This window comes from Streptomyces sp. NBC_00158, from assembly GCF_045160885.1.
Classification (GTDB): Bacteria; Actinomycetota; Actinomycetes; order Streptomycetales; family Streptomycetaceae; genus Streptomyces.
In genome coordinates, this window is the sequence record NZ_CP108161.1 from 1076384 (window position 1) to 1101302 (window position 24919).

The 24919-nt window shown below is 73.2% G+C and carries 21 protein-coding genes; 12 read left to right on the forward strand and 9 right to left on the reverse strand.

What is annotated here, in order from left to right; genetic code table 11:
• The 3 genes from OG553_RS04930 to OG553_RS04940 all read right to left on the reverse strand — a co-directional run bounded on the left by OG553_RS04930 (window position 1) and on the right by OG553_RS04940 (window position 4295).
• Window positions 1-1974 carry a DUF5107 domain-containing protein gene (locus tag OG553_RS04930; protein ID WP_405977788.1) on the reverse strand — a complete coding sequence of 658 codons (1974 nt, stop codon included), beginning with the start codon at window positions 1972-1974 and terminating at the stop codon, window positions 1-3.
• Window positions 1975-2039: 65 nt separating this feature from the next.
• A complete protein-coding gene (locus OG553_RS04935; RefSeq protein WP_405977789.1) occupies window positions 2040-2939 on the reverse strand; it encodes an arginase family protein in 900 nt (299 codons plus the stop codon).
• An 825-nt stretch (window positions 2940-3764) separates the two neighbouring features.
• Window positions 3765-4295, reverse strand: coding sequence for a GNAT family N-acetyltransferase (locus OG553_RS04940; RefSeq protein ID WP_405977790.1), 531 nt, complete (start codon window positions 4293-4295; stop codon window positions 3765-3767).
• 34 nt (window positions 4296-4329) lie between these two features.
• Between OG553_RS04940 and OG553_RS04945 the strand changes: the two genes are divergently transcribed.
• The 4 genes from OG553_RS04945 to OG553_RS04960 are packed head-to-tail and all read left to right on the forward strand — an operon-like array spanning window position 4330 to window position 7208.
• On the forward strand, window positions 4330-5085 hold the full coding sequence (locus tag OG553_RS04945; protein ID WP_405977791.1) for a hypothetical protein: 756 nt from the start codon (window positions 4330-4332) through the stop codon (window positions 5083-5085).
• A 36-nt stretch (window positions 5086-5121) separates the two neighbouring features.
• Window positions 5122-5952, forward strand: a complete 831-nt coding sequence (locus OG553_RS04950) for a heavy metal-binding domain-containing protein (protein ID WP_405977792.1) — start codon at window positions 5122-5124, stop codon at window positions 5950-5952.
• A 1-nt stretch (window position 5953) separates the two neighbouring features.
• Window positions 5954-6805 (forward strand): heavy metal-binding domain-containing protein, encoded by an 852-nt coding sequence (locus tag OG553_RS04955; RefSeq protein ID WP_405977793.1) that lies wholly within the window; start codon window positions 5954-5956, stop codon window positions 6803-6805.
• Window positions 6798-7208, forward strand: a complete 411-nt coding sequence (locus OG553_RS04960) for a hypothetical protein (protein ID WP_405977794.1) — start codon at window positions 6798-6800, stop codon at window positions 7206-7208. The genes OG553_RS04955 and OG553_RS04960 overlap by 8 nt, the downstream gene beginning before the upstream one ends.
• 70 nt (window positions 7209-7278) lie before the next feature.
• On the opposite strand, the gene OG553_RS04965 is transcribed toward OG553_RS04960, so the two are convergent.
• The 5 genes from OG553_RS04965 to OG553_RS04985 all read right to left on the reverse strand — a co-directional run bounded on the left by OG553_RS04965 (window position 7279) and on the right by OG553_RS04985 (window position 12540).
• Window positions 7279-9279: a prolyl oligopeptidase family serine peptidase gene (locus tag OG553_RS04965; protein WP_405977795.1), complete on the reverse strand. Its 2001-nt coding sequence runs from the start codon at window positions 9277-9279 to the stop codon at window positions 7279-7281.
• Between the two features lie 13 nt (window positions 9280-9292).
• The gene (locus OG553_RS04970; RefSeq protein ID WP_405977796.1) at window positions 9293-10684 is read right to left on the reverse strand and encodes a M20/M25/M40 family metallo-hydrolase; all 1392 of its coding nucleotides are present in this window, start codon (window positions 10682-10684) and stop codon (window positions 9293-9295) included.
• Window positions 10677-11510 (reverse strand): M55 family metallopeptidase, encoded by an 834-nt coding sequence (locus OG553_RS04975; protein ID WP_405977797.1) that lies wholly within the window; start codon window positions 11508-11510, stop codon window positions 10677-10679. Before OG553_RS04975 ends, OG553_RS04970 begins: the two co-directional genes overlap by 8 nt.
• Before the next feature lie 235 nt (window positions 11511-11745).
• On the reverse strand, window positions 11746-12189 hold the full coding sequence (locus OG553_RS04980; protein ID WP_405977798.1) for an SRPBCC family protein: 444 nt from the start codon (window positions 12187-12189) through the stop codon (window positions 11746-11748).
• Window positions 12190-12336: 147 nt separating this feature from the next.
• The gene (locus OG553_RS04985) at window positions 12337-12540 is read right to left on the reverse strand and encodes a hypothetical protein (RefSeq protein WP_405977799.1); all 204 of its coding nucleotides are present in this window, start codon (window positions 12538-12540) and stop codon (window positions 12337-12339) included.
• A gap of 206 nt (window positions 12541-12746) precedes the next feature.
• Here OG553_RS04985 and OG553_RS04990 point away from each other — a divergent pair, with 206 nt between their 5' ends.
• The 3 genes from OG553_RS04990 (at window position 12747) to OG553_RS05000 (ending at window position 15962) form a co-directional block, all read left to right on the forward strand.
• Window positions 12747-13781 carry an Rv2578c family radical SAM protein gene (locus tag OG553_RS04990; protein ID WP_405977800.1) on the forward strand — a complete coding sequence of 345 codons (1035 nt, stop codon included), beginning with the start codon at window positions 12747-12749 and terminating at the stop codon, window positions 13779-13781.
• Between the two features lie 135 nt (window positions 13782-13916).
• Window positions 13917-15515 carry an alpha/beta hydrolase gene (locus OG553_RS04995; protein WP_405977801.1) on the forward strand — a complete coding sequence of 533 codons (1599 nt, stop codon included), beginning with the start codon at window positions 13917-13919 and terminating at the stop codon, window positions 15513-15515.
• 24 nt (window positions 15516-15539) lie between these two features.
• Entirely contained in the window at window positions 15540-15962 is a 423-nt protein-coding gene (locus OG553_RS05000) for a RidA family protein (RefSeq protein ID WP_405977802.1), read from the forward strand.
• 386 nt (window positions 15963-16348) lie between these two features.
• On the opposite strand, the gene OG553_RS05005 is transcribed toward OG553_RS05000, so the two are convergent.
• Complete coding sequence (locus OG553_RS05005) at window positions 16349-16918, reverse strand: HEAT repeat domain-containing protein (RefSeq protein ID WP_405977803.1); 570 nt, start codon at window positions 16916-16918, stop codon at window positions 16349-16351.
• Window positions 16919-17304: 386 nt separating this feature from the next.
• On the opposite strand from OG553_RS05005, the gene OG553_RS05010 reads away from it, so the two are divergent.
• The 5 genes from OG553_RS05010 to OG553_RS05030 all read left to right on the forward strand — a co-directional run bounded on the left by OG553_RS05010 (window position 17305) and on the right by OG553_RS05030 (window position 24916).
• Entirely contained in the window at window positions 17305-19107 is a 1803-nt protein-coding gene (locus OG553_RS05010) for a 3-hydroxyacyl-CoA dehydrogenase family protein (protein ID WP_405977804.1), read from the forward strand.
• A gap of 181 nt (window positions 19108-19288) precedes the next feature.
• On the forward strand, window positions 19289-20104 hold the full coding sequence (locus OG553_RS05015; protein WP_405977805.1) for a TetR family transcriptional regulator: 816 nt from the start codon (window positions 19289-19291) through the stop codon (window positions 20102-20104).
• 395 nt (window positions 20105-20499) lie between these two features.
• Complete coding sequence (ccrA, locus tag OG553_RS05020; RefSeq protein ID WP_405977806.1) at window positions 20500-21837, forward strand: crotonyl-CoA carboxylase/reductase; 1338 nt, start codon at window positions 20500-20502, stop codon at window positions 21835-21837.
• A gap of 38 nt (window positions 21838-21875) precedes the next feature.
• Window positions 21876-23945, forward strand: a complete 2070-nt coding sequence (locus OG553_RS05025; RefSeq protein ID WP_405977807.1) for a protein meaA — start codon at window positions 21876-21878, stop codon at window positions 23943-23945.
• Window positions 23942-24916 (forward strand): CoA ester lyase, encoded by a 975-nt coding sequence (locus OG553_RS05030; protein WP_362472364.1) that lies wholly within the window; start codon window positions 23942-23944, stop codon window positions 24914-24916. Before OG553_RS05025 ends, OG553_RS05030 begins: the two co-directional genes overlap by 4 nt.
• Window positions 24917-24919: the final 3 nt, after the last annotated feature.

The window sequence follows — 24919 nt, forward strand, 5'->3', positions numbered from 1 at the left end:
CTACGCCGGCGGGCGCATCCGGAAGTCGTACTCGGGGGGCAGGGGGCGGTCCGTCAGGGCGGCCCACACCTCTGACAGGGTCTCCTCCCCCTCCCGCAGGTCGGCGATCTCGAAGCCGTCCTCGAAGACCCGCCGGGCCGCGCCCAGGTGCCCCTCGGCCGCCAGCAGCCGGGCGGCCAGCAGCCGGAACCGGCCCTGCTCGCGCAGCGACGGCCGCAGCCGGTCCCACACGGCCCGCGCCGCCGCCGGCCGCCCGGCGGCGAGCAGGGCCGTCATCGACTCCCGCCCCAGGGCCGCCTCGGCCGCCGCCCAGGCAGCACCGTCCCGGCCCTCCCCCGCCAGCGCCTCGAAGGCCGCCGCGTAGCGGTCGGCGGCCCGCTCCGTGTTCCCGGCCAGCGCGTCGGCCGCCGCCAGGCAGCGCAGCAGCGGCCAGCGCGAGGGTGCCTGCGCCAGCCCGCGCTCCCAGCTGCGCACCGCCTGGGCGACGTCCCCGGCGTGCCACTGGGCCACCCCCAGGTGGTACTCGGTCAGCGGGTCCGCCGGGGCGGTCTCCAGCATGTCCCGCCAGTGCGGGGCGACCAGACCCGGGCCGGGCGGGGCGTCCGCCGCCGGTGCGGGGAACACCCCGGTGCGCCACAGCTCCAGCCAGGGCTCCTGCTCCACGCCGAGGGTGGACTCCGGGAAGGGCGTGCCGGGCAGCTCGAAGCGCCCGCACAGCACCTCCAGCGCACCCCAGCCCGAACCCTGCGCCAGCCGCTCCCCCGGTTCGGTGTCGGCGTGCCCGCGCCACGCCTTGTACGCCGCCTCCAGCGCCCCGGCCGGGAGCACCGCGTCGAGCGCCGCCGAAGCCGCCCCGCGCGCCGCCGCCCAGTCGGCCCCGTGCACCGCCGAAGGTTCCGCCGACAGCGGCCCGTACGCCTCCAGCCAGCTGAACTCCGCCCCGGCGTCCAGCCGTACGTGCTCCAGCTGGGTCCGGGCCAGCCCCGCCTGGATCTCCGCGTAGCCGCCCGTACCGGGCTCCGTCAGCCACTCCTGCCACCGTCGGCCGCCCGGCCCCGAGCCCCACACGAACAGCTTGCGCCCGCGCAGCCGCCCGGTGGAGGCCTGCACCAGACCGTGCCCCTCGCCGTCCAGCGCGGCGATCCAGGGCCGCTCGACGGCCCCGTCCTCCACCTCGTAGAAGAAGTCGGCGGGATACGCACTGCCCAGCGGGTACGTCCGGTCCGCCCCCTCCCACTCCGGCACGGGGATCCGCCGCAGCGCCCGCTCGTACCCGAAGTGCCAGGCCTCCTCGGCGGGCGCCAGGATCCTCGTCCCGCCGCCCTCGGGGACGGCGATGTTGGACCACCAGTACACGGGCACCGCCCGCTCGTGCGGATTGCGCACGCGCACCCCCACGTACAGGAACGCGGAGTCCGCGGGCAGCCACAGGTCCACCTGGAACGGCAGGTCACGCAGCCGCTCCCACTCCCACAGCCGCACCATCACACCCCCGTCGGGCGCCGGAACGACCGCCGCGTGCAGCGGAGCGCACGACAACGCCGTATGCCCCGTAGCACCGATGTTCCACTCGACCCCACCCGAGAACCAGGCCCCGTTGAGCGCGAAATCAGCGGGCTGGAACACCGGGTTGCGATAGAGCAGCTCACGCCCCGTAGCCAAGTCCACGATCGAGTGGATCCGCCCACCCAGCCCCGGCAGGACGGTGACGCGCAGCCGCCCGTTCTCGATGACGACCGCCTCGAACTCCCGCTCGGCGCGCCGCCGTCCGTATCCGTCCCGGATCCGGACGGGCAGCAGCGAACGCAGCGGCTCGTAGCCGATCTGCCGCGCCATGTCCCGTGGCAGCCCCTGCCGCGAACGCTCGTCGAGTTCGTGCACCCCGTCGGGGGCGCGCAGCGCGGGCAGCGGGTTGTCGGGCCCCAAGGGAGCCGCGGGAAGGGTCAGCTGGGCACGTCGCACGGTGGTGGCCATGGGGGGAATGGAACACCGCGGTGCAGGTCGTGCACAGGGGTTCCGCACATCACCACCGGTCAGGATTACGCAAAGGCCCCCACCACCAGGTCGGCGAGAAGAGCACCCGCACGCCCGTCCGGATCCAGATCCGGATCGTAGATGGTCACGTTGAGCCCCACACAACGCGGCGACCGGGCCAGCTCCCCCAACAGCTCACCGAGCTCACCGGGCAGCAGCCCACCCGCATCGGGACTGTCCACGGCCGGCATCACGGACGGATCGAGCACATCGGCGTCGAGGTGGATCCAGAACCCGGCCGTCTCCGGCGGATGCAGCCCGTCCAGCGCCGCCCGCGCCACCGCACCGGCCCCGCGCTCGCGGATCTCCCCGACGGTGTGCGCCGCGATGCCGGCCGCCCGCAGCTCCGGCAGGTCCTCGTCACCGTCACGCAGCCCGAAGAGCCGTACGTCCTCCTCCCGCAGGTAGGGCCGGAGCCCCTCCAGATCGGTGAGCGAGCTCTGGCCCCGCCCGGTGGACAGCGCGAGCTCCTCGCCCCCGGCCGCCCCGACGGGCCCGTTGACTGCCTCGTTGCCGGGGTGCCGGAAGTCGGCGGACCCGTCGATGGCGGCGAGCCCGTACCGCCCGAGGCGCCGCATCGCGAGGGCGGCGCCGAGCTGGATGGAGCAGTCACCGCCCAGCACGACCGGGAACTCCCCGTCCCGCAGGTGCGCTTCGATCCGGTCGGCGAGCGTCACGGTGTAGCCGGCAATGAGATCAGCGTGGAAGACCCCGTCACCCTCCTTCCACTCCCCCCGGTCATAGCGCGGCGGAACGACCACCCCGCCCTCCCGTGCACCGAGCCGCTGCAACAGCCCTTGCTCACGCAGCGCACCGGCAAGCTTGTACACCCCGGGCACACTCCCGGGACCGGGCGGTCGCAGCCCGAGGTTGGAGGGCGCATCAACCAGCACGAGGCTTCGCATGCCCCCATCCTCCGCCACACCCCACCCCCCGCGCCGCCCTTTCCACCGCACAGGTTCCGTGCCCCTCCCCGCCCTTCCCCCGTTCCCCGAAGCTCCGCCCCGGACCCCCGCCCCCCAGCTACCGCTGGGAGGTGCCCCCAGGCGGGGCCGGCAGGCGCGGACATCAGCCCCAGACGGCCGCCAGACGCCGGGACGACAGGAGCGCGTAGCGATCTGGCGCGTCCGGGGGCTTCCCAGGGGGCTCTGATCAACCTTTCGTGCAGGTAGCCGCGCCCCCGGCCCCGAACGGCGACTCTTGGGGGCCCGGATGCCCGGCCGACCGGCGCCCGGCCCCTCGCCTCAACGCTGACGAGGCCGCTGTCCCTCTCCTGCCCCGTGACCGTTCTTTTGGGGGCTTCCCGTCAGTCTTTCGGCTTTCCGGGGCGGGTCGGCCTGTCAAGGGTCGCCGAAGGCGATCACGAAGTGACGCGACGAAGGAGCGCCCTTGACAGGCCGGCACGACACGGAAGGACGATGGGACTGACGGGAAACCCCCAAGGCCGCTCAGAGACCGCCCCATGGCGCACCGCGCCCGGAAGCCTGCCCCGCAACCGAAGCCGGGCCATCACCCGGCGACCCAGCGCACCCCCACGCCGCACGACCGGGGCCGGCACCGCCCCGCACCGATCCGGCCGAGCCGTTCAAGCCGCCCGCCACCACCCGACGTTCCCACCGGCCCGCACCCAGGGAGGCGGGTGGGCAACCACCGCCCGACCCCGGGGGGTCGAGGGGGAGATAGCGGGCCCGCACCGCGAGCCCCGCACCCGTACCCGCACCCGCACCCCCTCAAAACCCCCGCGTAGCCGCCCAGCGCTCGTGGTCGCGCCAGGCCCCGTCGACGTGGAGGAAGTCCGGCGAGAGTCCCTCCAGGCGGAAGCCGCGCCCTCGGACGAGGCCGATCGACGCGGTGTTGCCCGGCTGGATGTTGGCCTCGAGGCGGTGCAGGTCCAGGCCCTCACCACCGAAGGCGTGCGCCAGCAGCAGGTCGAAGCCCTCCCCGAACAGCCCGCGCCCCGCAGCGTGCGCGAAGGCCCCGTACCCCAGTGCCCCGCACTGGAAGGCGCCCCGGACGATGTTGTTGACGTTGACGAACCCGGCGATGTCCCCCGTGGCCAGCTCGCAGACCAGGAACCCGCTCCCGGCACGCTGGGCGGCGTACGGACCGTACTCCTCCAGGGTCGCGGGCGGGGACAGCCAGGGCCGGTGCAGCTCGCGGCTCTCGCGGACCCGGGCGGTGAACTCGGGGCCGTCGGCGGCCCGGAAGGGGCGCAGCCCGACCCGCACGCCCGTGGTGACGTACTCAGCGGAATAAGACATCGCCCCAGGTTAGGCACTGTGCCAGCATCCCGGTGTGACCATCACCCCCAACACCGTCCCGAACACTCCCGACGAGCTCCGTGCCGCCGCCGCGCGCAACAACGCCGAGTGGTGCGCCGCCGTTTCCCGCAGCGGGCACTTCCGCGACGCCGTCTGGTGCAGCCCGCGCCGCACCCCGCCGCTGTACCCCGACGCCGTCACCCTCACCCCGGAGGCCGCGCCCGCCGAGGTGCTCGCCGGGGTGGACACGGCCGCGCCCGGCTGCTCGGTGAAGGACAGCTTCGCCTCGCTCGACCTGGCCCCGGCCGGCTTCGAGGTGCTCTTCGAGGCGCAGTGGATCCACCGCCCCGCAGGACCCGCCACTCCCACCACTCCCACCACTCCCACCACAACAGACGGCCGACTGGACTGGGCCGAACTGGAAGCCCCCGGTGAACTGGCCGCCTGGGAGGCCGCCTGGGACGGCGAGGAGAGCACGGGCCTGTTCCACGAGGGGCTGCTCCGCGAGGGAATCGTCTTCCTCGCGGGCCGCGACGGGGCCCGGATCGTGGCCGGGGCCGTCCTCAGCACCGGCGGCGGGGTCGTCGGCGTCTCCAACCTGTTCGCCCACCACGACGCCCACGACGACGCGCACGCCGACGCCGCCTGGGCGGCCGCCCTCGACGCGGCGGCCCGGCACTGGCCGGAGCTGCCGGTGGTCGGCTACGAGCGCGGCGAAGACCTCGACACCGCCGTACGCGCCGGGTTCACCCCGCTCGGCCCGCTGCGGATCTGGCTGCACACCGCGTAGGAAGCCCCGCCCGCCCCTCGTATACGCTTCCGACCGATGCCGCGCCAACTCACCGACAACACATGGGACTCGAACTTCACGGCCCGCGAACTCACCGCCGTCTCGGCCGTCGGCTTCGAGCCGGTCGGACAGGTGCTCGGCACGGCCGTCTTCAACCTCGGGAACACCGGTGCCTGGGACTGCCCCGGCGCCTGGACCACCGTCGGGGGCCCCTCCTCACACTGGACCCCGTCCCTGGCGCCCTTGGCGAAGGCCGTCCACGCGGCACGCAGGCTGGCGCTGGCCCGCGCGGTGGCCGAATGCCGCGCACTGGACGGCGACGGAATCGTCGGCATCCAACTGACGACCAACCACTTCTTCTCCCACACAACCGAGTTCACAGCCATCGGCACCGCCGTCCGGGCGCACGGCCGCATCCGCCCCCAGCAGCCGTTCACCTCGCACCTGGGCGGACAGGACTTCGCCCGGCTGCTGCGCGCCGGCTGGGTCCCGACCGGGCTCGCCCTCGGGGTCTCGCTCGCGATCCGGCACGACGACTGGCGCGCCTCCCGACTGCTCAGGGGCCGCCCGTTCGCCGGCAACGAGGAGGTCGAAGGCCACACCCGGCTGATCGGCCACGTCCGCAAGGAGGCCCGGGAGCGCCTCTCCCTCGACGCGCGCAAGCACGGCGGCGGCGGCGGCGACGGGATCGTCGTGGACGAGGTCTCCCTCGAAGTGCGGGAGACCGAGTGCCCCGGGTCCGAAACGGCCCGCGACCTCATCGCGGAAGCCGTCTTCGTCGGCACTTCCACAGCCCGGTTCGGCCGCTCCCGGCGGCCCGCCGCGGCCGGGCCACTGACCATCATGAGGCTGGAGCGCGAGCACTGACATGACCGGGCGAACGGATCAGGAAGCAGACGACGGGCGGGCCCTGTCCGAGGACGCGATGCGCCGCCTGGCGCAACTCCGGCCGGGCGGGAACGACGGGCACCCCATGTTCACCTCGGACCTCACGGTCAACGAGTTCCTGCTGGTGCGCGAGGCCGGCTTCCGTCCGCTCGGTCTGGTCCTCGGCTGCTCCGTCTACCACGTCGGCCTCCAGCTCGGCCGGTGGTCGAAGAACCAGGAGCTGACGAAGCTCTCCCAGGCCATGTACGACGCCCGCGAGCTCGCCATGAGCCGGATGGAGGCCGAGGCGAGCGCGCTGGGGGCCGACGGGATCGTGGGGGTCCGGCTGGACATCGAGTTCAAGGAATTCGGTTCGGACCTCGCCGAGTTCATCGCGGTGGGCACGGCCGTCAAGGCGGACGGCGCCGACCCGGGGCCGGCCGGGACCTGGCTCAACAACAAGAACAAGCCGTTCACCTCCGACCTGTCCGGCCAGGACTTCTGGACCCTGATCCGCGCGGGGTACGCGCCGCTGGACCTGGTGATGGGCTCCTGCGTCTACCACGTGGCCCACCAGCGCTTCACGCAGGCGCTCGGCAACACGGGCCGGAACGTGGAGATCGAGCCGTTCACCCAGGCCCTCTACGATGCCCGCGAGCTCGCGATGAGCCGGATGCAGGCGGAGGGCAAGGCCCTGGACGCCGAGGGGATCGTCGCGGTACGGCTGAAGCAGCACTCGCACGGCTGGGGGTCGCACACCACCGAGTTCTTCGCCGTCGGGACGGCGGTGCGGGCGCTGCGCGAGGACCACGTCATCGACCGGCCGACCCTGGTGCTGGGACTCGATGACTGACCGGGAGGGGGCGGCTCCGGTGGACGTGGGACTGCTCGCCGCGGCGCTGCGCCGGGACAGCGCCGACCTGGAGCTGTACGCCGGGGTGCTGTCGGCGAGCCTCGCGGACTGGCTGCCGCCCGGCGCCGTCCGGCTAAGCCGCCGGCGTTCGGTGGCGCGGCGGCTGACGGGACGCCAGGGGCCGGTGGACGGGTTGGACGTCGCACTCGGGGACCTGCGCCTGTCCCTGCGCACGGACGGGGGCCGCACCACCGCGGAGATCTGCCACGAGGTGCGCGGGATCGTGCTCTCGCGGCGCCGGGTGGGCCTGGACGAGTGGATCGGAGCCCTGGCCGGCGCCCTGGCGGAGGCCGCGGCCTCGAACGCCCGCGCCCGCGAAGCGCTGGAGCGGTTCCTCTCCTAAAAACCCAGGCCCCCTGCCTCCATCCCCTCCCTCCCACCTCCCACCTCCCCCTCCCCCTCCCACCTCCGCCTCACTCCGTACGCAACTCCACCCGAGCCACATCCCCCCGCTCGATCCCGAACACCTGCGCATAAAGCGACAGTTCGGCCTCCAACGCCCGCACCATCGTGTCCGCCCTCCGGAAGCCGTGCCCCTCGCCCTCGAAGGTGAGGTACGCGTGCGGGACCGCCGGTTCGCGGCCGCGCAGTGCGGCGAGGAGGCGTTCGGCCTGTGCGGGCGGGCATACGGGGTCGTCGAGGCCCTGGAGCAGGACGAAGGGGGCTTCGATCCGGTCGGCGCGGGCCACCGGGGAACGTTCCCGGCAGCGCAGGGCCAGGGTGCCCGGGGGCCCCGCCAGGCTGTCGGTGTAGTGGGACTCCAGGTCGTGGGTCTCGGCGGCGAAGCCCCGCAGGTCGAGCACCGGGTAGATGACCGCCGCGCAGGCGTACAGGTCGGTGGCGGCCAGGGAGGCGGCGGCCGTCCAGCCGCCCGCGCTGCCGCCGCGGATCGCGAGCCGGGCGGGGTCGGCGGTGCCTTCGGCGGCGAGTGCCCGGGCCACGGCGGCGCAGTCCTCGACGTCGACCACGCCCCACTGTTCGCGCAGCCTCTCCCGGTAGGCGCGGCCGTAGCCGGTGGAGCCGCCGTAGTTGACCTCGACGACGCCGATGCCGCGCGAGGTGAAGTAGGCGATGTGCAGGTCGAGTACGGGCGGGACGTGCTCGGTGGGGCCGCCGTGCGCCCACACGACGTACGGGGGCAGTTCGTCGTCGGGCGGCCGCAGGGCGGGGTGGTGGGGCGGGTAGACGTGGGCGTGGATCTCGCGGCCGCCGGGGCCGGGGAAGGTGCGGCTCTGCGGCTCCGGGTAGTACGCGGGGTCGACCGGGTCGGCCGCCCGGGCTCCGACGACCCGCGCGTGCCCGGTGGCGGTGTCCAGCTCGACGACCTCGTAGGCGCTGCGCGGGCTGGCGGCGACCCCGTACACGCGGGTGCCGCTGACGGCCAGGGCCGGCTGCCAGGCCGTCCAGGGGCCGGCGGCGTCGACCAGGTCGCCGGTGTCGGGGTCGAGGACGCCGAGTACGGAGGAGCCCTGTCCGTGCAGTACGGCCACCGGCCCGTCCGGCAGCGGGGCCAGCCAGCTCAGCCCCGGCTTCCACAGGGCGCCGCCGAACTCCTCTTCTCTGGGGCACAGGTTGACCGGCTCGCCGCCCTCGGGGTCCACCCGGTAGGGGTTCCACCAGCCGGTGCGGTCGCTGACCGCGAGCAGGGCCCCGTCGGCCGCCCACGCCACCTGGGCGACGGCTTCCTCCGGGCCGCCCAGCACGGTACGGGGTGCGCCGAGCGTCCCGTCGGGGCGTACGTCGGCCAGTTGGAGTTCCGTGCCGTCCCAGGGCATCCGGGGGTGGTCCCAGACCAGCCAGGCCGCGCGGCGACCGTCGGGGGAGGGCTTCGGGCCGGTGCGGAAGCGGTGCCGGTCGTCGGTGAGCTCCCGTACGGCGGCCCGGTCGCGGGCGGCGGAGCCGTCGAGCGGTACGGCGGCGGTGACCCGGCGCAGGTCGCCCGGTCCGGGGCCGGTGAACTCCTCCAGCACGCACCACACTTCGCCGCCGCGCAGGACGGGGTCGGCCCAGCGCAGGCCGCCGCCGACGGCGGAGACGGGGGTGAGGGGGCGCGGCCGGGGGTTGCCGGGGGCGTCGGGTTCGTACGCGTAGAGCCGCTGGTCGGCGTGGTGGACGAAGACCACCAGGGGTCCCCGGCCGGGCTGCTCGGCGCCCGCCCAGGGCAGGCCGCCGTATTCGGTGAGCCGGCTGCGCACGTTCCAGGGGGCCGGCAGTACGGACCTGGCCGCGGCCCCGTCCGCGGTGCGGCGCACCAGGGTGCGGCGGCCGCCCTCCTCGGGGCGGGGCTCGGTCCACCACACCTCGGCGCCGATGGTGCCGAGGTATTCGGGCCGTCCGTCGTGGGCGGCGGCGTGCGCGGCGGTGAGCGGGGAGGGCCAGCTGCCGTAGGGGCCCCCGACGGCGGCCGCGGCCATCAGCGGGTTCCCATCACAGGGCCCGCAGCGCGCGGTCGAGGACGCGGACGCCGAAGTGGAGGGCGTCGACGGGGACGCGCTCGTCCACGCCGTGGAAGAGGGACCAGTAGTCGAAGCCGGGCGGCAGTTTGAGCGGGGAGTAGCCGTAGCCGGTGATGCCGAGGCGGGAGAACTGCTTGGCATCCGTTCCCCCCGCCATGCAGAAGGGGATGACGTGCCCGTCGGGGTCGAAGTGCTCGACGGACTCGCGCAGGATGCCGTACGTCCGCCCGTCCACGGGGGCCTGGAGGGCCACTTCCCGGTGTTCGAACTCCCAGTGCACGTCGGGGCCGGTGAGCCGGTTGAGGGTGTCGGTGAACTCCGCCTCGCCGCCGGGCACGGTACGCCCGTCGACGTAGGCGGTGGCGTGGCCGGGGATGACGTTGAGCTTGTAACCGGCGCTGAGCATGGTCGGGTTGGAGCTGTTGCGGACGGTCGCCTCGACGAGGGCGGCGGCGGGGCCGAGTTTGCCGAGGAGGCCGTCGAGGTCGGTGCCGGGGGTGCGCGGGTCGACGGTGAGGCCCTGGAGGGCGGCGAGTTCGGTGATGCAGGCGGTGACGGTGTCGGTGAGGCGGACCGGCCAGTCGTACTCGCCGATGCGGGCGACGGCGGCGGCGAGCCGGCTGACGGCGTTGGCCCGGTTGGGCTTGGAGCCGTGCCCGGCGGTGCCGTGGGCGGTGAGCTTGAGCCAGGCGGTGCCGCGTTCGCCGGCGGCGATGGGGTAGAGGGCCTGGCCGGGCCGGGGGTGGACGGTGAAGGCCCCGGACTCGCTCAGGCCCTCCGTACAGCCTTCGAACAGGTGCGGGTGGTGGTCGGCGAGGAAGCCGGACCCGTCGACGGCGCTGTCCTCCTCGTCGGCGGTGTAGGCGATGACGACGTCCCGGCGCGGCCGTACGCCGTGGCGTGCCCAGGCGCGTACGACGGCGAGCACCATCGCGTCCATGTTCTTCATGTCGACGGCGCCGCGGCCCCAGACGACTCCGTCGCGGACCTCTCCGGAGAAGGGGTCGACGCTCCAGTCGGCGGCTTCGGCGGGGACGACGTCCAGGTGGCCGTGGACGAGGAGGGCCGGGGCGGAGGGGTCGGTGCCCTCGATGCGGGCGACCACGTTGGTGCGGCCGGGGGTGCGTTCCAGGAGTACGGGTTCCAGGCCGGCTCCGGCGAGGCGCTCGGCGGCGTACTCGGCGGCGGGCCGTTCGCGGCAGTCGCCGCCGCCGCGGTTGGTGGTGTCGATCCGGATCAGGCCGGAGGTGAACTCGACGGCTTCGGCGAGGGCCGTCCCGTCGGCGCAGGTCCCGTCGGGGGCCGCGGCTTCTTCGTGGGCGACCCCTCGGGGAGCGCCTTCCACCCGGTGCATGTCAGCCATACTGCTCCTCCACGGCCGCCGAGACGACCGTCGTGACCGCTTTGAAGGTGCGGATCGCCTCGTACATCGTCCCGCTGGTGTACGCGATCCTGCGTTCGCCGCAGCGTTCGACGCCGGGGACGACGGTCGCGGCCATCGACAGGTGCTCGGCGTCGAACTCGACTTCCATCGCGAAGGGGCCGCCGCGCACCGGCTCGTGGCGGACGGCGAGTTTGACGGCCTCGGCGGCGGCGGCGCGGATGTCGGCGGCGGTGCGGGCCGGGGTGCGGCAGACGGCCGCGTAGCGCGAGACGTGGTCCTTGACGGCGACGGTTCGGGCGTCGGGGGCGTATCCGGCGGCGTCGGCGCAGGTCAGGTCGTCGCCGGTGACGAGGATGACGGGGACGCCGTATTCGGCGACGACGTGGGCGTTGAGGACGCCCTCGCTCGCGCGGAGTCCGTTGAGCCAGACGCCGGTGATGGAGTTGGCGAGGTAGGTGTGGGCGAGGACGCCCTCGCTGCCGGCGCCGGTGTGGTAGCCGACGAAGGCGATGCCGTCGACGTCGCCGTGCTGGACGCCTTCGACCATGGAGAGGGACTTGTGCCGGCCGGTGATCATCTCGGCGCGGGCGTCGAGCTTCTCCAGGAGGAGGTTGCGCATGGTCCAGTGGGCCTCGTTGATGAGGACCTGGTCGGCGCCGCCGTCGTGGAAGCCGAGTACGGCGGCGTTCACGTCGGAGGTGAACATGGCCCGGCAGCGCTCCCATTGGGGGGTGCCGGGCAGCACGTCGGCGGGCCAGGTGACTCCCGTGGCGCCTTCCATGTCGGCGGATACGAGGATCTTCATCGGGCCCCCCGGTGGCCAGGCCGTGTCTGCGGGTCGCGGAGCCCCACCCTAGCCGCCCGGCACTCCGGCGGCCCGGGGCCACGCCCGTGCCGGGCGGGGTGCGCGGCGGTTCGCGGGGAGGCTCACCCGGGCCCGGAATTCCACCCGAACCGGTGAGCCGTCCCCGGTCGTCGTCCCGCCGCGGCCGCCGGTGCGCCCGTCGGGCCGCTCTTCAGGCCGCCCGTCGGGCCGCCCGTCAGGCGCCGACTTCCTTGGCCAGGTTGTCGAGCACGGTGTCGTAGATGCGTCCGAGGCCCTTGGGGGCGAAGGTGCGCTCGAAGAAGCCGCCGATGCCGCCGGCGCCGTTCCAGACGGTGCTGACGACGGCCCGGGAGCGGCCCTCGCCGGCGGGGGTCACGGTCCAGGTGGTGACCATGGAGGAGTTGCGGTCCTTCTCCACGAGCTGGCCGTCGGTGGGCTCGGTGACCTCGAGCAGGCAGTCGCGCACGCGCTTGCTGGTGGCCTGGAGCTTCCAGTGGACCAGGGTGCCCTCGCCGTCCCCGCCCTCGCGCACCTCGTACTCGCTGAAGTGCTCGGGGAGCAGCTTGTTCCGGGTGCCGGTGTAGTCCGCCAGCGCGTCGAACACGGTGTCCGCGTCGGCCTCGATGATGCGCTCCGTGGTGGCCTCGACCTGCGCCATACCTGTTCCTCCAGCAGTCGTGAACGTTGCGGCGGCAAGCCAATCACCTCCGGGGCGGGCGCCCAAATCCGCCCCCGCCGCCGGACGGCCCCGGCGGGCGGCGCGGGCCCCCGGCCGGGCGGGAGCCGCCGCCGTCGCGACCGGTCCTCAGGAGGCGAGGCCGAGGAGGGAGCCCAGGGAGATGTTCCCGATGTTCACGTCGTAGTCGTACGAGTTGCCGCTGCCGATGACGCTGCCGCCGAGTCCGTCGTCGCCGCCGACGGGGGCGGCGGCACTGGCGGTGGTCGTCGCGAGGCCGCAGGCGACGATCGCGGCGGCGGCCACCAGGGAGGACTTGAGGAAGGTGCGCATTTCGACTCCGTTCGTGAGTGGTCGGCACGTCGGATTGTCTTCCCGGCCGGGAGGGCCCGACGGCTCCGGATCGCCCCCGGCAACCCCTTCGGTGCACGGGCTACCGCCACTCGCGCCACCGCCGGGAGCACCCGCCCCCCGATGCCGTCCGCACGATCATGGGAACGTTTGTTCTATTCTCGGGTCCCGTCACCGAGGAGGCATCCATGCGCTGGGAGAATCTGACCGGGGCGCCGGGCAGCGGTCCGGCCGCCCTGTTCGGGTCCGGCTCCGTCGTCACCCGCACCTTCGACACCCCCGAGTTCCGCGGGATCACCTTCCACGAGGTCCGGGCCCGCTCGATCGTCAACCGCGTACCCGGCGCCTCGCGGATGCCGTTCGAATGGACCGTCAACCCCTACCGGGGATGCAGCCACGCCTGCGTCTACTGCTTCGCGCGCAAGACCCACGGCTACCTCGACCTGGACACCGGGCTCGACTTCGACTCCCAGATCGTCGTCAAGGTCAACGCCCCCGAACTGCTGCGCCGCGAGCTCGCGGCGCCGCGCTGGGGCGGCGCGCACATCGCGATGGGCACCAACGTCGACTGCTACCAGCGCGCCGAGGGGCGCTACCGGCTGATGCCCGGGATCATCGCGGCGCTCCGGGAGCGCGCCAACCCGTTCTCGATCCTCACCAAGGGCACGCTGATCCTGCGCGACCTGCCCCTGCTGCGGCAGGCCGCCGAGGCCACCGAGGTGGGGGTCTGCGTCTCGGTCGGGTTCACCGACACCGCCCTGTGGCGGACCGTCGAGCCCGGCACCCCCTCCCCCGCCGCCCGGCTGGCCGCCGTACGGGCCCTGACCGACGCGGGGCTCGAATGCGGGGTGCTGATGGCGCCGGTGATCCCCTTCCTCGGCGACTCCCCCGAACAGCTGCGGGCGACCGTCCGGGCGGTCGCCGCGTCCGGGGCGGCCTCCGTGACACCCCTGGTACTCCATCTGCGGCCCGGGGCGCGCGAGTGGTTCACGGCCTGGCTCGGCCGGCACCACCCGCACCTGGTCGAACGGTACGAACGGATGTACGCGGGCGGCTCGTACGCGCCCACCTGGTACCAGCGCCGGATCACCCGCCAAGTCCACGAACTGGCAGCCGAATTCGGCATCGGGCCCGCCCGGCGCGGGCAGCCGCGGGCCGCCGCCGCGCCGGAGCCGGCGGCCGGCCCGGCCCCCGCCGGACCGACACAGCTGACCCTGATGTGACCCCGCCGAGCGCACCGCCCGTGACCCGGACGCCTCCCGACGGGTCATCACATCGGGCCAATGCGCGGCCCAATCCCGTCTTCCCGTCACGGTTTCCGGGACGATTCCGCCCAGAACCCTCGGCTGGGAGGCCCCATGCTCCACCCCTCGAAGCTGCGCCCCGCGAAGAAGCGGGCCGCCGTCCTGCTGGCGATCTCCACCGTCGCCGCCGCCCTCGCGACCCCCCTCACCGCCGCGCCGGCCGCGACCGCCGAGGCGCCCGCCCCGGCCGCCGGGGCCGCCGCGGGCCTGCGCTGGACCGGCTGCGCGACCCCCCGCTACCCGACGCTGCAGTGTGCCTCCCTCAAGGTCCCGCTCGACCACGAGCAGCCCGCCGGGCGGCAGATCTCCCTGGCCCTGACCCGTGTCCCGCACACCGCCGCCGCCTCCCAGGGGCCGCTGCTGGTCAACCCCGGCGGCCCGGGCGGCAGCGGCCGCGCGCTGGCGGGGTTCATCGCCTCCGCCCTGCCCAAGGACGTGGCCGCCCAGTACGACGTGATCGGCTTCGACCCCCGGGGCGTGGGCAAGAGCGAGCCCGCCCTGGACTGCGGGACCGGCCACTTCACCCCGGTACGGCCCGACTCCGTGCCGCGGGACGGGGCGACCGAGCGGGCCAACCTGGAGCGGGTGCGGTCCTTCGCGGTGTCCTGCCGGGACAAGCACGCGGACGTGCTCCCCTACGTCGGCACCGTCTCGGCGGCCCGCGACCTGGAGGTGCTGCGCACCGCGCTGGGCGCGCAGAAGCTCAGCTACTTCGGCTACTCCTACGGCACCTACCTGGGCGCCGTGTACGCCAAGCTGCACCCGGACCGGGTGCACCGGCTGGTCCTGGACTCGGTCGTCGACCCGGGCGGCGTCTGGTACGAGGACAACCTCTCGCAGGACCTGGCCTTCGACGCCCGGCACAAGGCGTTCCTGGCCTGGGTGGCCCAGTACGACTCCGCGTACCACCTGGGCACCGACCCGGCCCGGGTCGAGGAGCGCTGGTACGCGATGCGCGAGGCGCTGCGCGGGGCCCCGGCGGGCGGGAAGGTGGGCCCGTCCGAGCTGGAGGACACGTACATGCCGGGCGGCTACTACAACGGCTACTGGCCGTCCCTGGCCGAGGCCTTCGCGGCGTACGCGGTGAAGCAGGACCCGAAGCCGCTGGTGGCCGCGTACGAGCGGCTGGGCGCGGTGGAGCCGTCGGCGACCAACAGCTACAGCGTGTACACGGCGGTGCAGTGCCGGGACTCGGCGTGGCCGCGGGACTGGAACCGGTGGCGGGCGGACATGTGGCGCACGCACGCGAAGGCGCCGTTCATGACCTGGAACAACGCCTGGTACAACGCGCCGTGCGCGTTCTGGCCGACGCAGCCGCTGGAGGCCCCGGACGTGACGAACACGGCGCTGCCGAAGGCCCTGCTGTTCCAGGCGACGGAGGACGCGGCGACCCCGTACGAGGGCGCGGTGAGCATGCGGGACAAGCTGGCGGGTTCGGCGCTGGTGGTGGAGGAGGGCGGCGGCAACCACGGCATCGCCCTGAGCGGCAACAAGTGCCTGGACGAGAAGCTGTCCGCGTACCTGAGGACGGGTCAGGCGGCGGACGCGACCTGCCAGGCGCAGCCCGCGCCGAAGCCTGCCGCGGCGACGCGCGCGGTGCCGCCCTCGGCGGGCGGTGCGGCGCTGCACGGGCTGCTGGGCTTCCGGGGCTGACGCCGGGCGGGCAAGATCGTCCGCATGACCTCTCTCTCACACCGTGACAGCCACCTCACCCGTATCGCCGCGCCCGAGGGCGTCAGCCCCGGCACCGGGTACAGCCACGTCGTCTGGGGCACCGGGCGGTTCGTGGCCGTCTCGGGGCAGTGCGCCTTCGACGAGAAGGGCGAGGTGGTCGGCGAGGGCGACCCGGCCGCGCAGGCCCGGCAGGTGTTCGAGAACCTGCGGAGGTGCCTGGCGGCGGCCGGGGCGGGCTTCGAGGACGTGGTGAAGCTGACGTACTTCGTCACGGACGTGGCCCACCTGCCGGCGGTGCGGGCGGCCCGGGACGAGGTCATCGCCCCGGACCGGCTTCCCGCCTCCTCGGCGGTCCAGGTGGCGGCCCTGTTCCGCCCGGAGCTGTTGCTGGAGGTGGAGGCCTTCGCCATGGTCCCGCCGCGCTGAGGGGGGCCGCTGCGCGGGCCGGTTCCCCTACCCGCCCTTCGCCCGTTCCCCGGGGCTGCACTCCGGACCCCCTGGGGCTCCGCCCCCAGACCCTCCCCCAGCTACCGCTGGGGGGACCCCCAGCGCCTCAAACGCCGGCGGGGCTGGAGGGTGCCGGCGGCGCTGGAATTCGCGCAGCGAATCTCCAGCCCGCGCGGCGATTGAGCGCACCGGGCGCGGAGCGCCCGGAACGGGGTCAGGGGCAGAGCCCCTGGGAACGGTGGAAGTGGGGGTCCCCCCGGACGGAGTCTGGGGGAGGGTAGGGGACCTCGCTCCGCGCAGCGGCACCGGCACCGGCACCGGCGCAGCCGCCCCGCCGCCGGGCCGCGCCCCCGCCCGGCCAGGGCTTACGCGTCGGGGTGCGCCGCCACCAGCCCGGCCAGGGCCTCGGTGGCGGCCAGCGCCAGCCGGGGGTGGGCCTGGGCCCGGACCAGGACGTCGCGGGCCCGCCCGTCGCCCAGGCGGCCGAGGCCCTCGACGCAGGCGAGCGCCACCCGCCAGTACGGATCGTGCGGGGCCAGCAGCCGGGACAGGGTCTTGATCAGGGCCGGGGCCGACTCCGGTGCGCGCAGCGCGGTCAGCAGGCGGACCGGGTGCAGGGCGTAGGCCGTGCGCAGCGAGTTCGTCGCCAGGGCGGCCGCCGCGCGGGCGGTCCGCGGGTCCCCGAGGACGCCGAGCGCCTGCGCGGCGGCGGCGCAGCGGGCCGGGTCCCGGTGGTTGAGCAGCAGGACCAGGGGTTCGAAGGCCCGCCGGTCCCCCGCCATCCCGAGCCGGTACGCGGCCAGTTCGCGGGCCCACAGGGGCAGCCCGGCGGAGGTCAGGGAGGCGGCCAGGGCGTCCGGCGCCGCGGCGAGCAGTTCCGGGTAGGCGGCCGACCCGTCGGCTTCCTCCCGCAGGCGTTCCAGCACGTCGTTCACGCCGCCACCCTAGGGCTCCCGGGGGCCCGGCAGGCGGGGTTCCGCGGAGCCCGCTGATCGATGATCGATGATCGGTACATTTGGGCGGTACAGGTCACATCTCCGCGCTCTGGCGGACCAGTTACCGGCCGGTTAGTCTCCTTCCCAACACGTACGGACGCGGCCTGGTGACGCAGCCGCCCCGTACCAGTCGGTCCGTTCGCTCGACCGTTTCACCCGTACGGCTGGACCCCGGGACAGGGTTCCGCCGTTTCCGCCCGCCGCGCCCCCATCCCTCTCGGGGCGCACCGCCGGGTGTGCTCCGCACGGCTCTTCCGTACGGCATCCGCGCGCGCCGTGCGCCGCGCGCTCCCTCAGTCGTCACCCTCTTCCACTGGAGTCCCGCGATGGACCTTCCGTCCACGTCCAGTCAGTCCTCCCTCCGCACCGTCGCCGTCGTCGGCCTCGGCACGATGGGCACCGGCATCGCCGAGGTGCTCGCCCGGGCCGGCCGCGAGGTCATCGGCATCGACGTCAGCGAGTCCGCCACCCGCCGCGCCGCCGGGGCCCTCGCGGCCGCCACGGCCCGCTCGGTGGCCAAGTACAAGCTCACCGAGCAGGAGCGCGAGGCGGTCCTGGCCCGCTTCCGCACCTTCACGGACCTCGGCGCCGCCGCCGACGCCGACCTCGTGATCGAGGTGGTCCCGGAGGACTACGACCTCAAGCACCGGATCATCGGCGAGCTCGACGCGATCGTCCGGCCGGACACCGTCCTCGCCACCGGTACCAACGCGCTGTCCGTGACCCGGCTCGCCGCCGAGTCCCTGCACCCGGAGCGGGTGCTGGGCATGCACTTCTTCAACCCGGCCCCGGCGATGAAGCTCGTGGAGATCGTCTCCAGCGTGCTGACCGCGCCGACGGCCGTCGAGGCGGTCACGGAGCTGGCGGTGGAGCTGGGCAAGCAGCCCGTCGCGGTCGGCGACCGGCCCGGCTTCGTCGCCGACGGCCTGCTCTTCGGCTACCTCAACCAGGCCGCCGCGATGTACGAGGCCAAGTACGCCTCCCGCGAGGACATCGACGCGGCGATGAAGCTGGGCTGCGGCCTGCCGATGGGCCCGCTCGCCCTGCTCGACCTGGTCGGCGTGGACACGGCGCGCACCGTCCTGGAGGCCATGTACGCCTCCTCGGGCGACCGGCTGCACGCCCCGGCGCCGATCCTGGGCCAGCTCGTCGAGGCGGGTCTGACCGGGCAGAAGGCCGGGCGCGGCTTCTACACGTACGAGGCCCCGGGCAGCCCGGTGGTCGTCCGCGACCTGCAGACCCCGCTGGACGGGTCCCTGCTGGGCGCGGGCCGTCCGGTGTCCTCGGTCGGCGTGGCCGGCTCCGGGACGATGGCGAGCGGTATCGCGCAGGTCTTCGCGCAGGCCGGCTACGCCGTGGTGCTGGCCGCCCGCAGCGAGGAGAAGGCCGAGGCCGCGAAGGCCGCGATCGGGAAGTCCCTGGGCCGTGCGGTGTCCAAGGGCCGACTGACCGAGGAGGCCGCCGCGCAGACCCTGGACCGGATCACGCCGGCCGGGTCGCTGGAGGCCTTCTCGGACGTGGACCTGGCGGTCGAGGCGGTCGCGGAGGACCTGGAGGTCAAGCAGCAGCTCTTCGCGGGTCTGGACAAGGTCTGCAAGCCGGGCGCGGTGCTGGCCACCACCACCTCCTCGCTGCCGGTGATCGCGGTCGCGCGGGCGACCTCGCGTCCGCAGGACGTGATCGGCATGCACTTCTTCAACCCGGCGCCGGCCATGAAGCTGGTCGAGGTGGTCCGGACGGTGCTGACGGCCGACGACGTGCACGCCACGGTCCGCGAGGTCTGCGCCAAGGTGCGCAAGCACCCGGTGGACTGCGGGGACCGGGCCGGTTTCATCGTGAACGCGCTGCTGTTCCCGTACCTGAACAACGCGATCAAGATGGTCGAGCAGCACTACGCGGGGATCGACGACATCGACGCCGCGATGAAGCTGGGCGGCGGCTACCCGATGGGGCCCTTCGAGCTCCTGGACGTGGTCGGCCTGGACGTGTCGCTCGCCATCGAGAAGGTCCTCTACCAGGAGTTCCGCGACCCCGCCCTGGCCCCGTCCCCGCTGCTGGAGCACCTGGTGGCGGCGGGCTGCCTGGGCCGGAAGACCGGTCGCGGATTCCGTGAGTACGCCCGCCGGTAGGGGGACACCCCCTGATCCCCGGCCGGGCCCCGATCAGGATGCGTGGGGAGGGCTGCTCGGGTCCGCCGGACCCTCACGGCGGGCACACCCTCCCGAGCCCAGTGCGGGCCCTCCCCCGCATCCACCCCCCTCTCACCCCCCTCCGGCGCGCGCGCCTGCGCGAATGAAGTACTTTCGCTCTATGTCCCAGCCCGCCAAGACCCCACCCCGCGCCGCGTCGGCCGCCGACCCCCAGGAGAGCGCGGCCGGCACCCGGGCGGCCGCCCAGCGGCTCAAGATGCGCCGCGAGCTCGCCGCCGCGGCCATGGAGCTCTTCGCGACCAAGGGGTACGAGGCCACGACGGTCGACGAGATCGCCGCGACCGCGGGTGTGGCGCGCCGGACCTTCTTCCGGCACTTCCGGTCCAAGGAAGAGGCGATCTTCCCGGACCACGACGACACCCTGATCCGCGCCGAGGCCGTCCTGGACGTGGCCCCGGCGCACGAGCACCCGCTCGACACGGTGTGCCGGGGGATCAAGGAAGTCATGAAGATGTACGCCGCCTCGCCGGCGGTGTCGGTGGAGCGCTACCGGCTGACCCGCGAGGTGCCGGCGCTGCGGGAGCGGGAGATCGCCTCGGTGGCCCGCTACGAGCGGCTCTTCACCCGCTACCTGCTCGCGCACTTCGACGAGACCGAACACCACGACGGCAACGACGACCCGCTGCTCGCCGAGGTGGCCGCGTCCGCGGTGGTGACCGCGCACAACCACGTGCTGCGGCGCTGGCTGCGGGCGGGGGGCCAGGGGGACGTGGAGGCGCAGCTGGACCACGCCTTCGCGATCGTCCGCAAGACCTTCGGGTCGGGGATCGGCGCCGGCCGGACGCAGGGCGTGCCCGCCGGGGCCCCGCAGGCGGCGGTGCGCACGGAGGGCGAGGTCCTGGTCGCGGTGGCGCGTACGGACGCTCCGCTCGACGAGGTCATGCGGACCATCGAGGAAGCACTCAAGAACAAGTAGGTCACGCTCGTCACAGCGGCCGCTCCCGTTCCGGGGGCGGCCGTTTTCCTTTGTCCGAGTTGCCCCTACTCGCGGGTAACTCTGATCGATCATCGCTCATCTGCGCAGGTCAATCGGCAAGTGAGAGAAATTTCTGGCACCCAGTGCCTTGCCGAGTGACACGGGGTGCCATACGTTGAGTCCCGTCCGGATGTCCCCGCGACCCACACCCACTCGGTACGGAACGCGCCCCGGATGCCTGCGTCACCAGGCCCCGCTCGCCCTCACCACAGGCGCGACAGCACAGCAGCAGCACAGCTCAGCCGGACCGACGGCACCTCGCAGCACACCACACGTAACCGCGCACCCGCGCATCCCTCAGCGCACCCTCATCAGCGCTTGCCGGAGGCAATACCGTGAAGGACATCCTGGACGCGATTCAGTCGCAGTCCGCCACCGCCGCAGACTTCGCCGCACTGCCGCTCCCCGAGTCGTACCGCGCGATCACCGTGCACAAGGACGAGGCGGAGATGTTCGCGGGGCTCACCACCCGCGAGAAGGACCCGCGCCAGTCCCTGCACCTGGACCAGGTCCCGGTTCCCGAACTCGGCCCGGGCGAGGCCCTGGTGGCCGTCATGGCCTCCTCGGTCAACTACAACTCGGTGTGGACCTCGATCTTCGAGCCGGTGTCCACCTTCAGCTTCCTGGAGCGCTACGGGCGCCTGTCGGAGCTCACCAAGCGCCACGACCTCCCGTACCACGTCATCGGCTCCGACCTCGCGGGCGTCGTGCTGCGCACCGGCCCCGGCGTCAACTCCTGGAAGCCGGGCGACGAGGTCGTCGCGCACTGCCTCTCGGTCGAGCTGGAGTCCTCGGACGGCCACAACGACACGATGCTCGACCCCGAGCAGCGCATCTGGGGCTTCGAGACCAACTTCGGCGGCCTGGCGGAGATCGCCCTCGTCAAGTCGAACCAGCTGATGCCGAAGCCCGGCCACCTGAGCTGGGAGGAGGCCGCCTCCCCCGGCCTGGTCAACTCCACCGCCTACCGCCAGCTGGTCTCCCGCAACGGCGCCGGCATGAAGCAGGGCGACAACGTCCTGATCTGGGGCGCCAGCGGCGGCCTCGGCTCCTACGCCACCCAGTTCGCGCTGGCCGGCGGCGCCAACCCGATCTGCGTCGTCTCCTCCCCGGAGAAGGCGGAGATCTGCCGCAAGATGGGCGCCACGGCCGTCATCGACCGCAACGCCGAGGGCTACAAGTTCTGGAAGGACGAGCGCACCCAGGACCCGCGCGAGTGGAAGCGCTTCGGCTCGAAGATCCGCGAGCTGACCGGCGGCGAGGACATCGACATCGTCTTCGAGCACCCGGGCCGCGAGACCTTCGGCGCCTCCGTCTACGTCACCCGCAAGGGCGGCACGATCACCACCTGCGCCTCGACCTCCGGCTACATGCACGAGTACGACAACCGCTACCTGTGGATGTCCCTCAAGAAGATCGTCGGCTCGCACTTCGCGAACTACCGCGAGGCGTGGGAGGCCAACCGCCTGATCGCCAAGGGCAAGATCCACCCCACCCTCTCGAAGGTCTACTCCCTGGAGGAGACCGGCCAGGCGGCCTACGACGTCCACCGCAACCTCCACCAGGGCAAGGTCGGCGTCCTCGCCCTCGCCCCCGAGGAGGGCCTCGGCGTCCGCGACCACGAGATGCGCGCCCGGCACCTCGACGCGATCAACCGCTTCCGCAACGTCTGAGTCTGAAGTCCACTCAAAGGCCATAAGGATCGCCTGAGATGACAGAGCGCCAGAAGGACCGTCCGTGGCTCATGCGGACGTACGCCGGCCACTCCACGGCCGAGGCGTCCAACGAGCTGTACCGCCGCAACCTCGCCAAGGGCCAGACCGGCCTGTCGGTCGCGTTCGACCTCCCGACGCAGACCGGCTACGACCCCGACCACGTCCTCGCCCGCGGCGAGGTCGGCCGGGTCGGGGTCCCGGTCTCCCACCTCGGCGACATGCGGCGGCTGTTCCAGGACATACCCCTGGAGCAGATGAACACCTCGATGACGATCAACGCCACCGCCATGTGGCTGCTGGCGCTCTACCAGGTGGCCGCCGAGGAGCAGGGGGCGGACATCTCCCAGCTCCAGGGCACCACCCAGAACGACATCGTCAAGGAGTACCTCTCGCGCGGGACGCACGTCTTCCCGCCCGGGCCCTCGCTCCGCCTGACGACGGACATGATCGCGTACACGGTCAACCACATCCCGAAGTGGAACCCGATCAACATCTGCAGCTACCACCTGCAGGAGGCCGGGGCCACGCCGGTCCAGGAGATCTCGTACGCGATGTCCACCGCGATCGCCGTCCTGGACTCGGTGCGCGACTCGGGCCAGGTGCCCGAGGAGCGCTTCGGCGAGGTGGTCGCCCGCATCTCCTTCTTCGTGAACGCGGGCGTCCGCTTCATCGAGGAGATGTGCAAGATGCGCGCCTTCGGCCGGATCTGGGACAAGGTCACCAAGGAGCGCTACGGCATCGAGAACGCCAAGCAGCGCCGGTTCCGCTACGGCGTCCAGGTGAACTCGCTCGGCCTGACCGAGGCGCAGCCCGAGAACAACGTCCAGCGGATCGTGCTGGAGATGCTCGCGGTGACCCTCTCCAAGGACGCCCGCGCCCGCGCGGTGCAGCTGCCCGCCTGGAACGAGGCGCTGGGCCTGCCCCGGCCCTGGGACCAGCAGTGGTCGCTGCGCATCCAGCAGGTCCTGGCCCACGAGAGCGACCTGCTGGAGTACGAGGACATCTTCGCCGGATCCCACGTCATCGAGGCCAAGGTCGACTCCCTGGTCGCCGACTGCCTGGCCGAGATCGACCGGATCCAGGAGATGGGCGGCGCGATGGCCGCCGTCGAGTCCGGGTACCTGAAGTCCCAGCTGGTCTCCTCGCACGCCGAGCGGCGCGCGAGGATCGAGGCCGGCGACGACAAGATCGTCGGGGTGAACTGCTTCCAGCAGACCGAGGAGAACCCGCTCACCTCCGACCTCGACGGGGCCATCATGACCGTCGACCCGGCGGTGGAGGCGTTCACCGTCGAGCGGATCACCCGCTGGCGGGCCGAGCGGCAGGAGTCCTCGGACCGGCAGGGGGGCGGCGACCCGTTCGTCTTCCCGACCGTCGGGCAGGCCCTGGACCGGCTGAAGGACGCCGCCGCCGGGACCGAGAACCTGATGGAGGCCACCCTGGAGTGCGCCCGCGCCGGTGTCACCACCGGCGAGTGGGCGAACGCCCTGCGCGAGGTCTTCGGCGAGTTCCGCGCCCCGACCGGGGTCTCCTCGGCCCCGGTCGCGGTCACCGCCGAGGAGGGCACCCCGCTGGCCCTGGTCCGCGAGAAGGTCTCCCGGACGGCCGACGAGCTGGGCTCCGGCCGGCTGCGCCTGCTGGTCGGCAAGCCCGGCCTGGACGGGCACTCCAACGGTGCCGAGCAGATCGCCGTACGGGCCCGCGACGCCGGGTTCGAGGTGGTCTACCAGGGCATCCGGCTGACGCCCGAGGAGATCTCCTCGGCCGCGCTGGCCGAGGACGTGCACTGCGTGGGACTGTCCATCCTGTCCGGTTCGCACAGCGCACTGGTCCCGGACGTCCTGGAACGGCTGCGCACGGCGGGGGCGGGCGACATCCCGGTCATCGTCGGGGGCATCATTCCGAACGCCGACGCCGTCACGCTGAAGGCCGCCGGGGTGGCCGCCGTGTTCACCCCGAAGGACTTCGGCATCACGGAGATCATCGGCCGTATCGTCGACGAGATCCGCAAGGCCAACAAGCTCCACCCTCTCAACATCGCTGAAAGCACGGAGGTCCCCGCATGACCACGCCCCTCTCCCCCGTGAACCGGCTGCGTCCGCGCCGCTCCTGCCTCGCGGTCCCGGGCTCGAACCCGCGGTTCCTGGAGAAGGCCCAGGGCCTGCCGGCCGACCAGGTCTTCCTCGACCTGGAGGACGCCTGCGCCCCGCTCGCCAAGGAAGGCGCCCGCCACACGATCGTGGACGCGCTGAACAACGGCGACTGGACCGGCAAGACCCGCGTGGTCCGCGTCAACGACTGGACCACCCACTGGACGTACCGCGACGTCATCACCGTCGTCGAGGGCGCCGGCCAGAACCTCGACTGCATCATGCTGCCGAAGGTCCAGGACGCCCAGCAGGTCGTGGCCCTCGACCTCCTCCTGACCCAGATCGAGAAGACCATGGGCTTCGAGGTCGGCAAGATCGGCATCGAGGCGCAGATCGAGAACGCCAAGGGCCTGGTCAACGTCGACGAGATCGCCGCCGCCTCGCCGCGCCTGGAGACCATCATCTTCGGCCCGGCCGACTTCATGGCCTCGATCAACATGAAGTCCCTGGTCGTGGGCATGCAGCCGCCCGGCTACCCGGCGGACGCCTACCACTACATCCTGATGCGGATCCTCATGGCGGCCCGTACGCACAACCTCCAGGCGATCGACGGCCCCTTCCTCCAGATCCGCGACGTGGACGCGTACCGCGAGGTCGCCGGCCGCGCCGCCGCCCTCGGCTTCGACGGCAAGTGGGTGCTGCACCCGGGCCAGGTCGACGCGGCCAACGAGGTCTTCTCCCCCTCCCAGGAGGACTACGACCACGCCGAGCTGATCCTCGACGCCTACGACTGGTGCACCTCCGAGGCGGGCGGCAAGAAGGGCTCCGCGATGCTCGGCGACGAGATGATCGACGAGGCCAGCCGCAAGATGGCCCTGGTCATCGCCGGCAAGGGCCGGGCCGCCGGCATGGAGCGCACCACCAAGTTCGAGATCCCGGAGGCCTGAGCA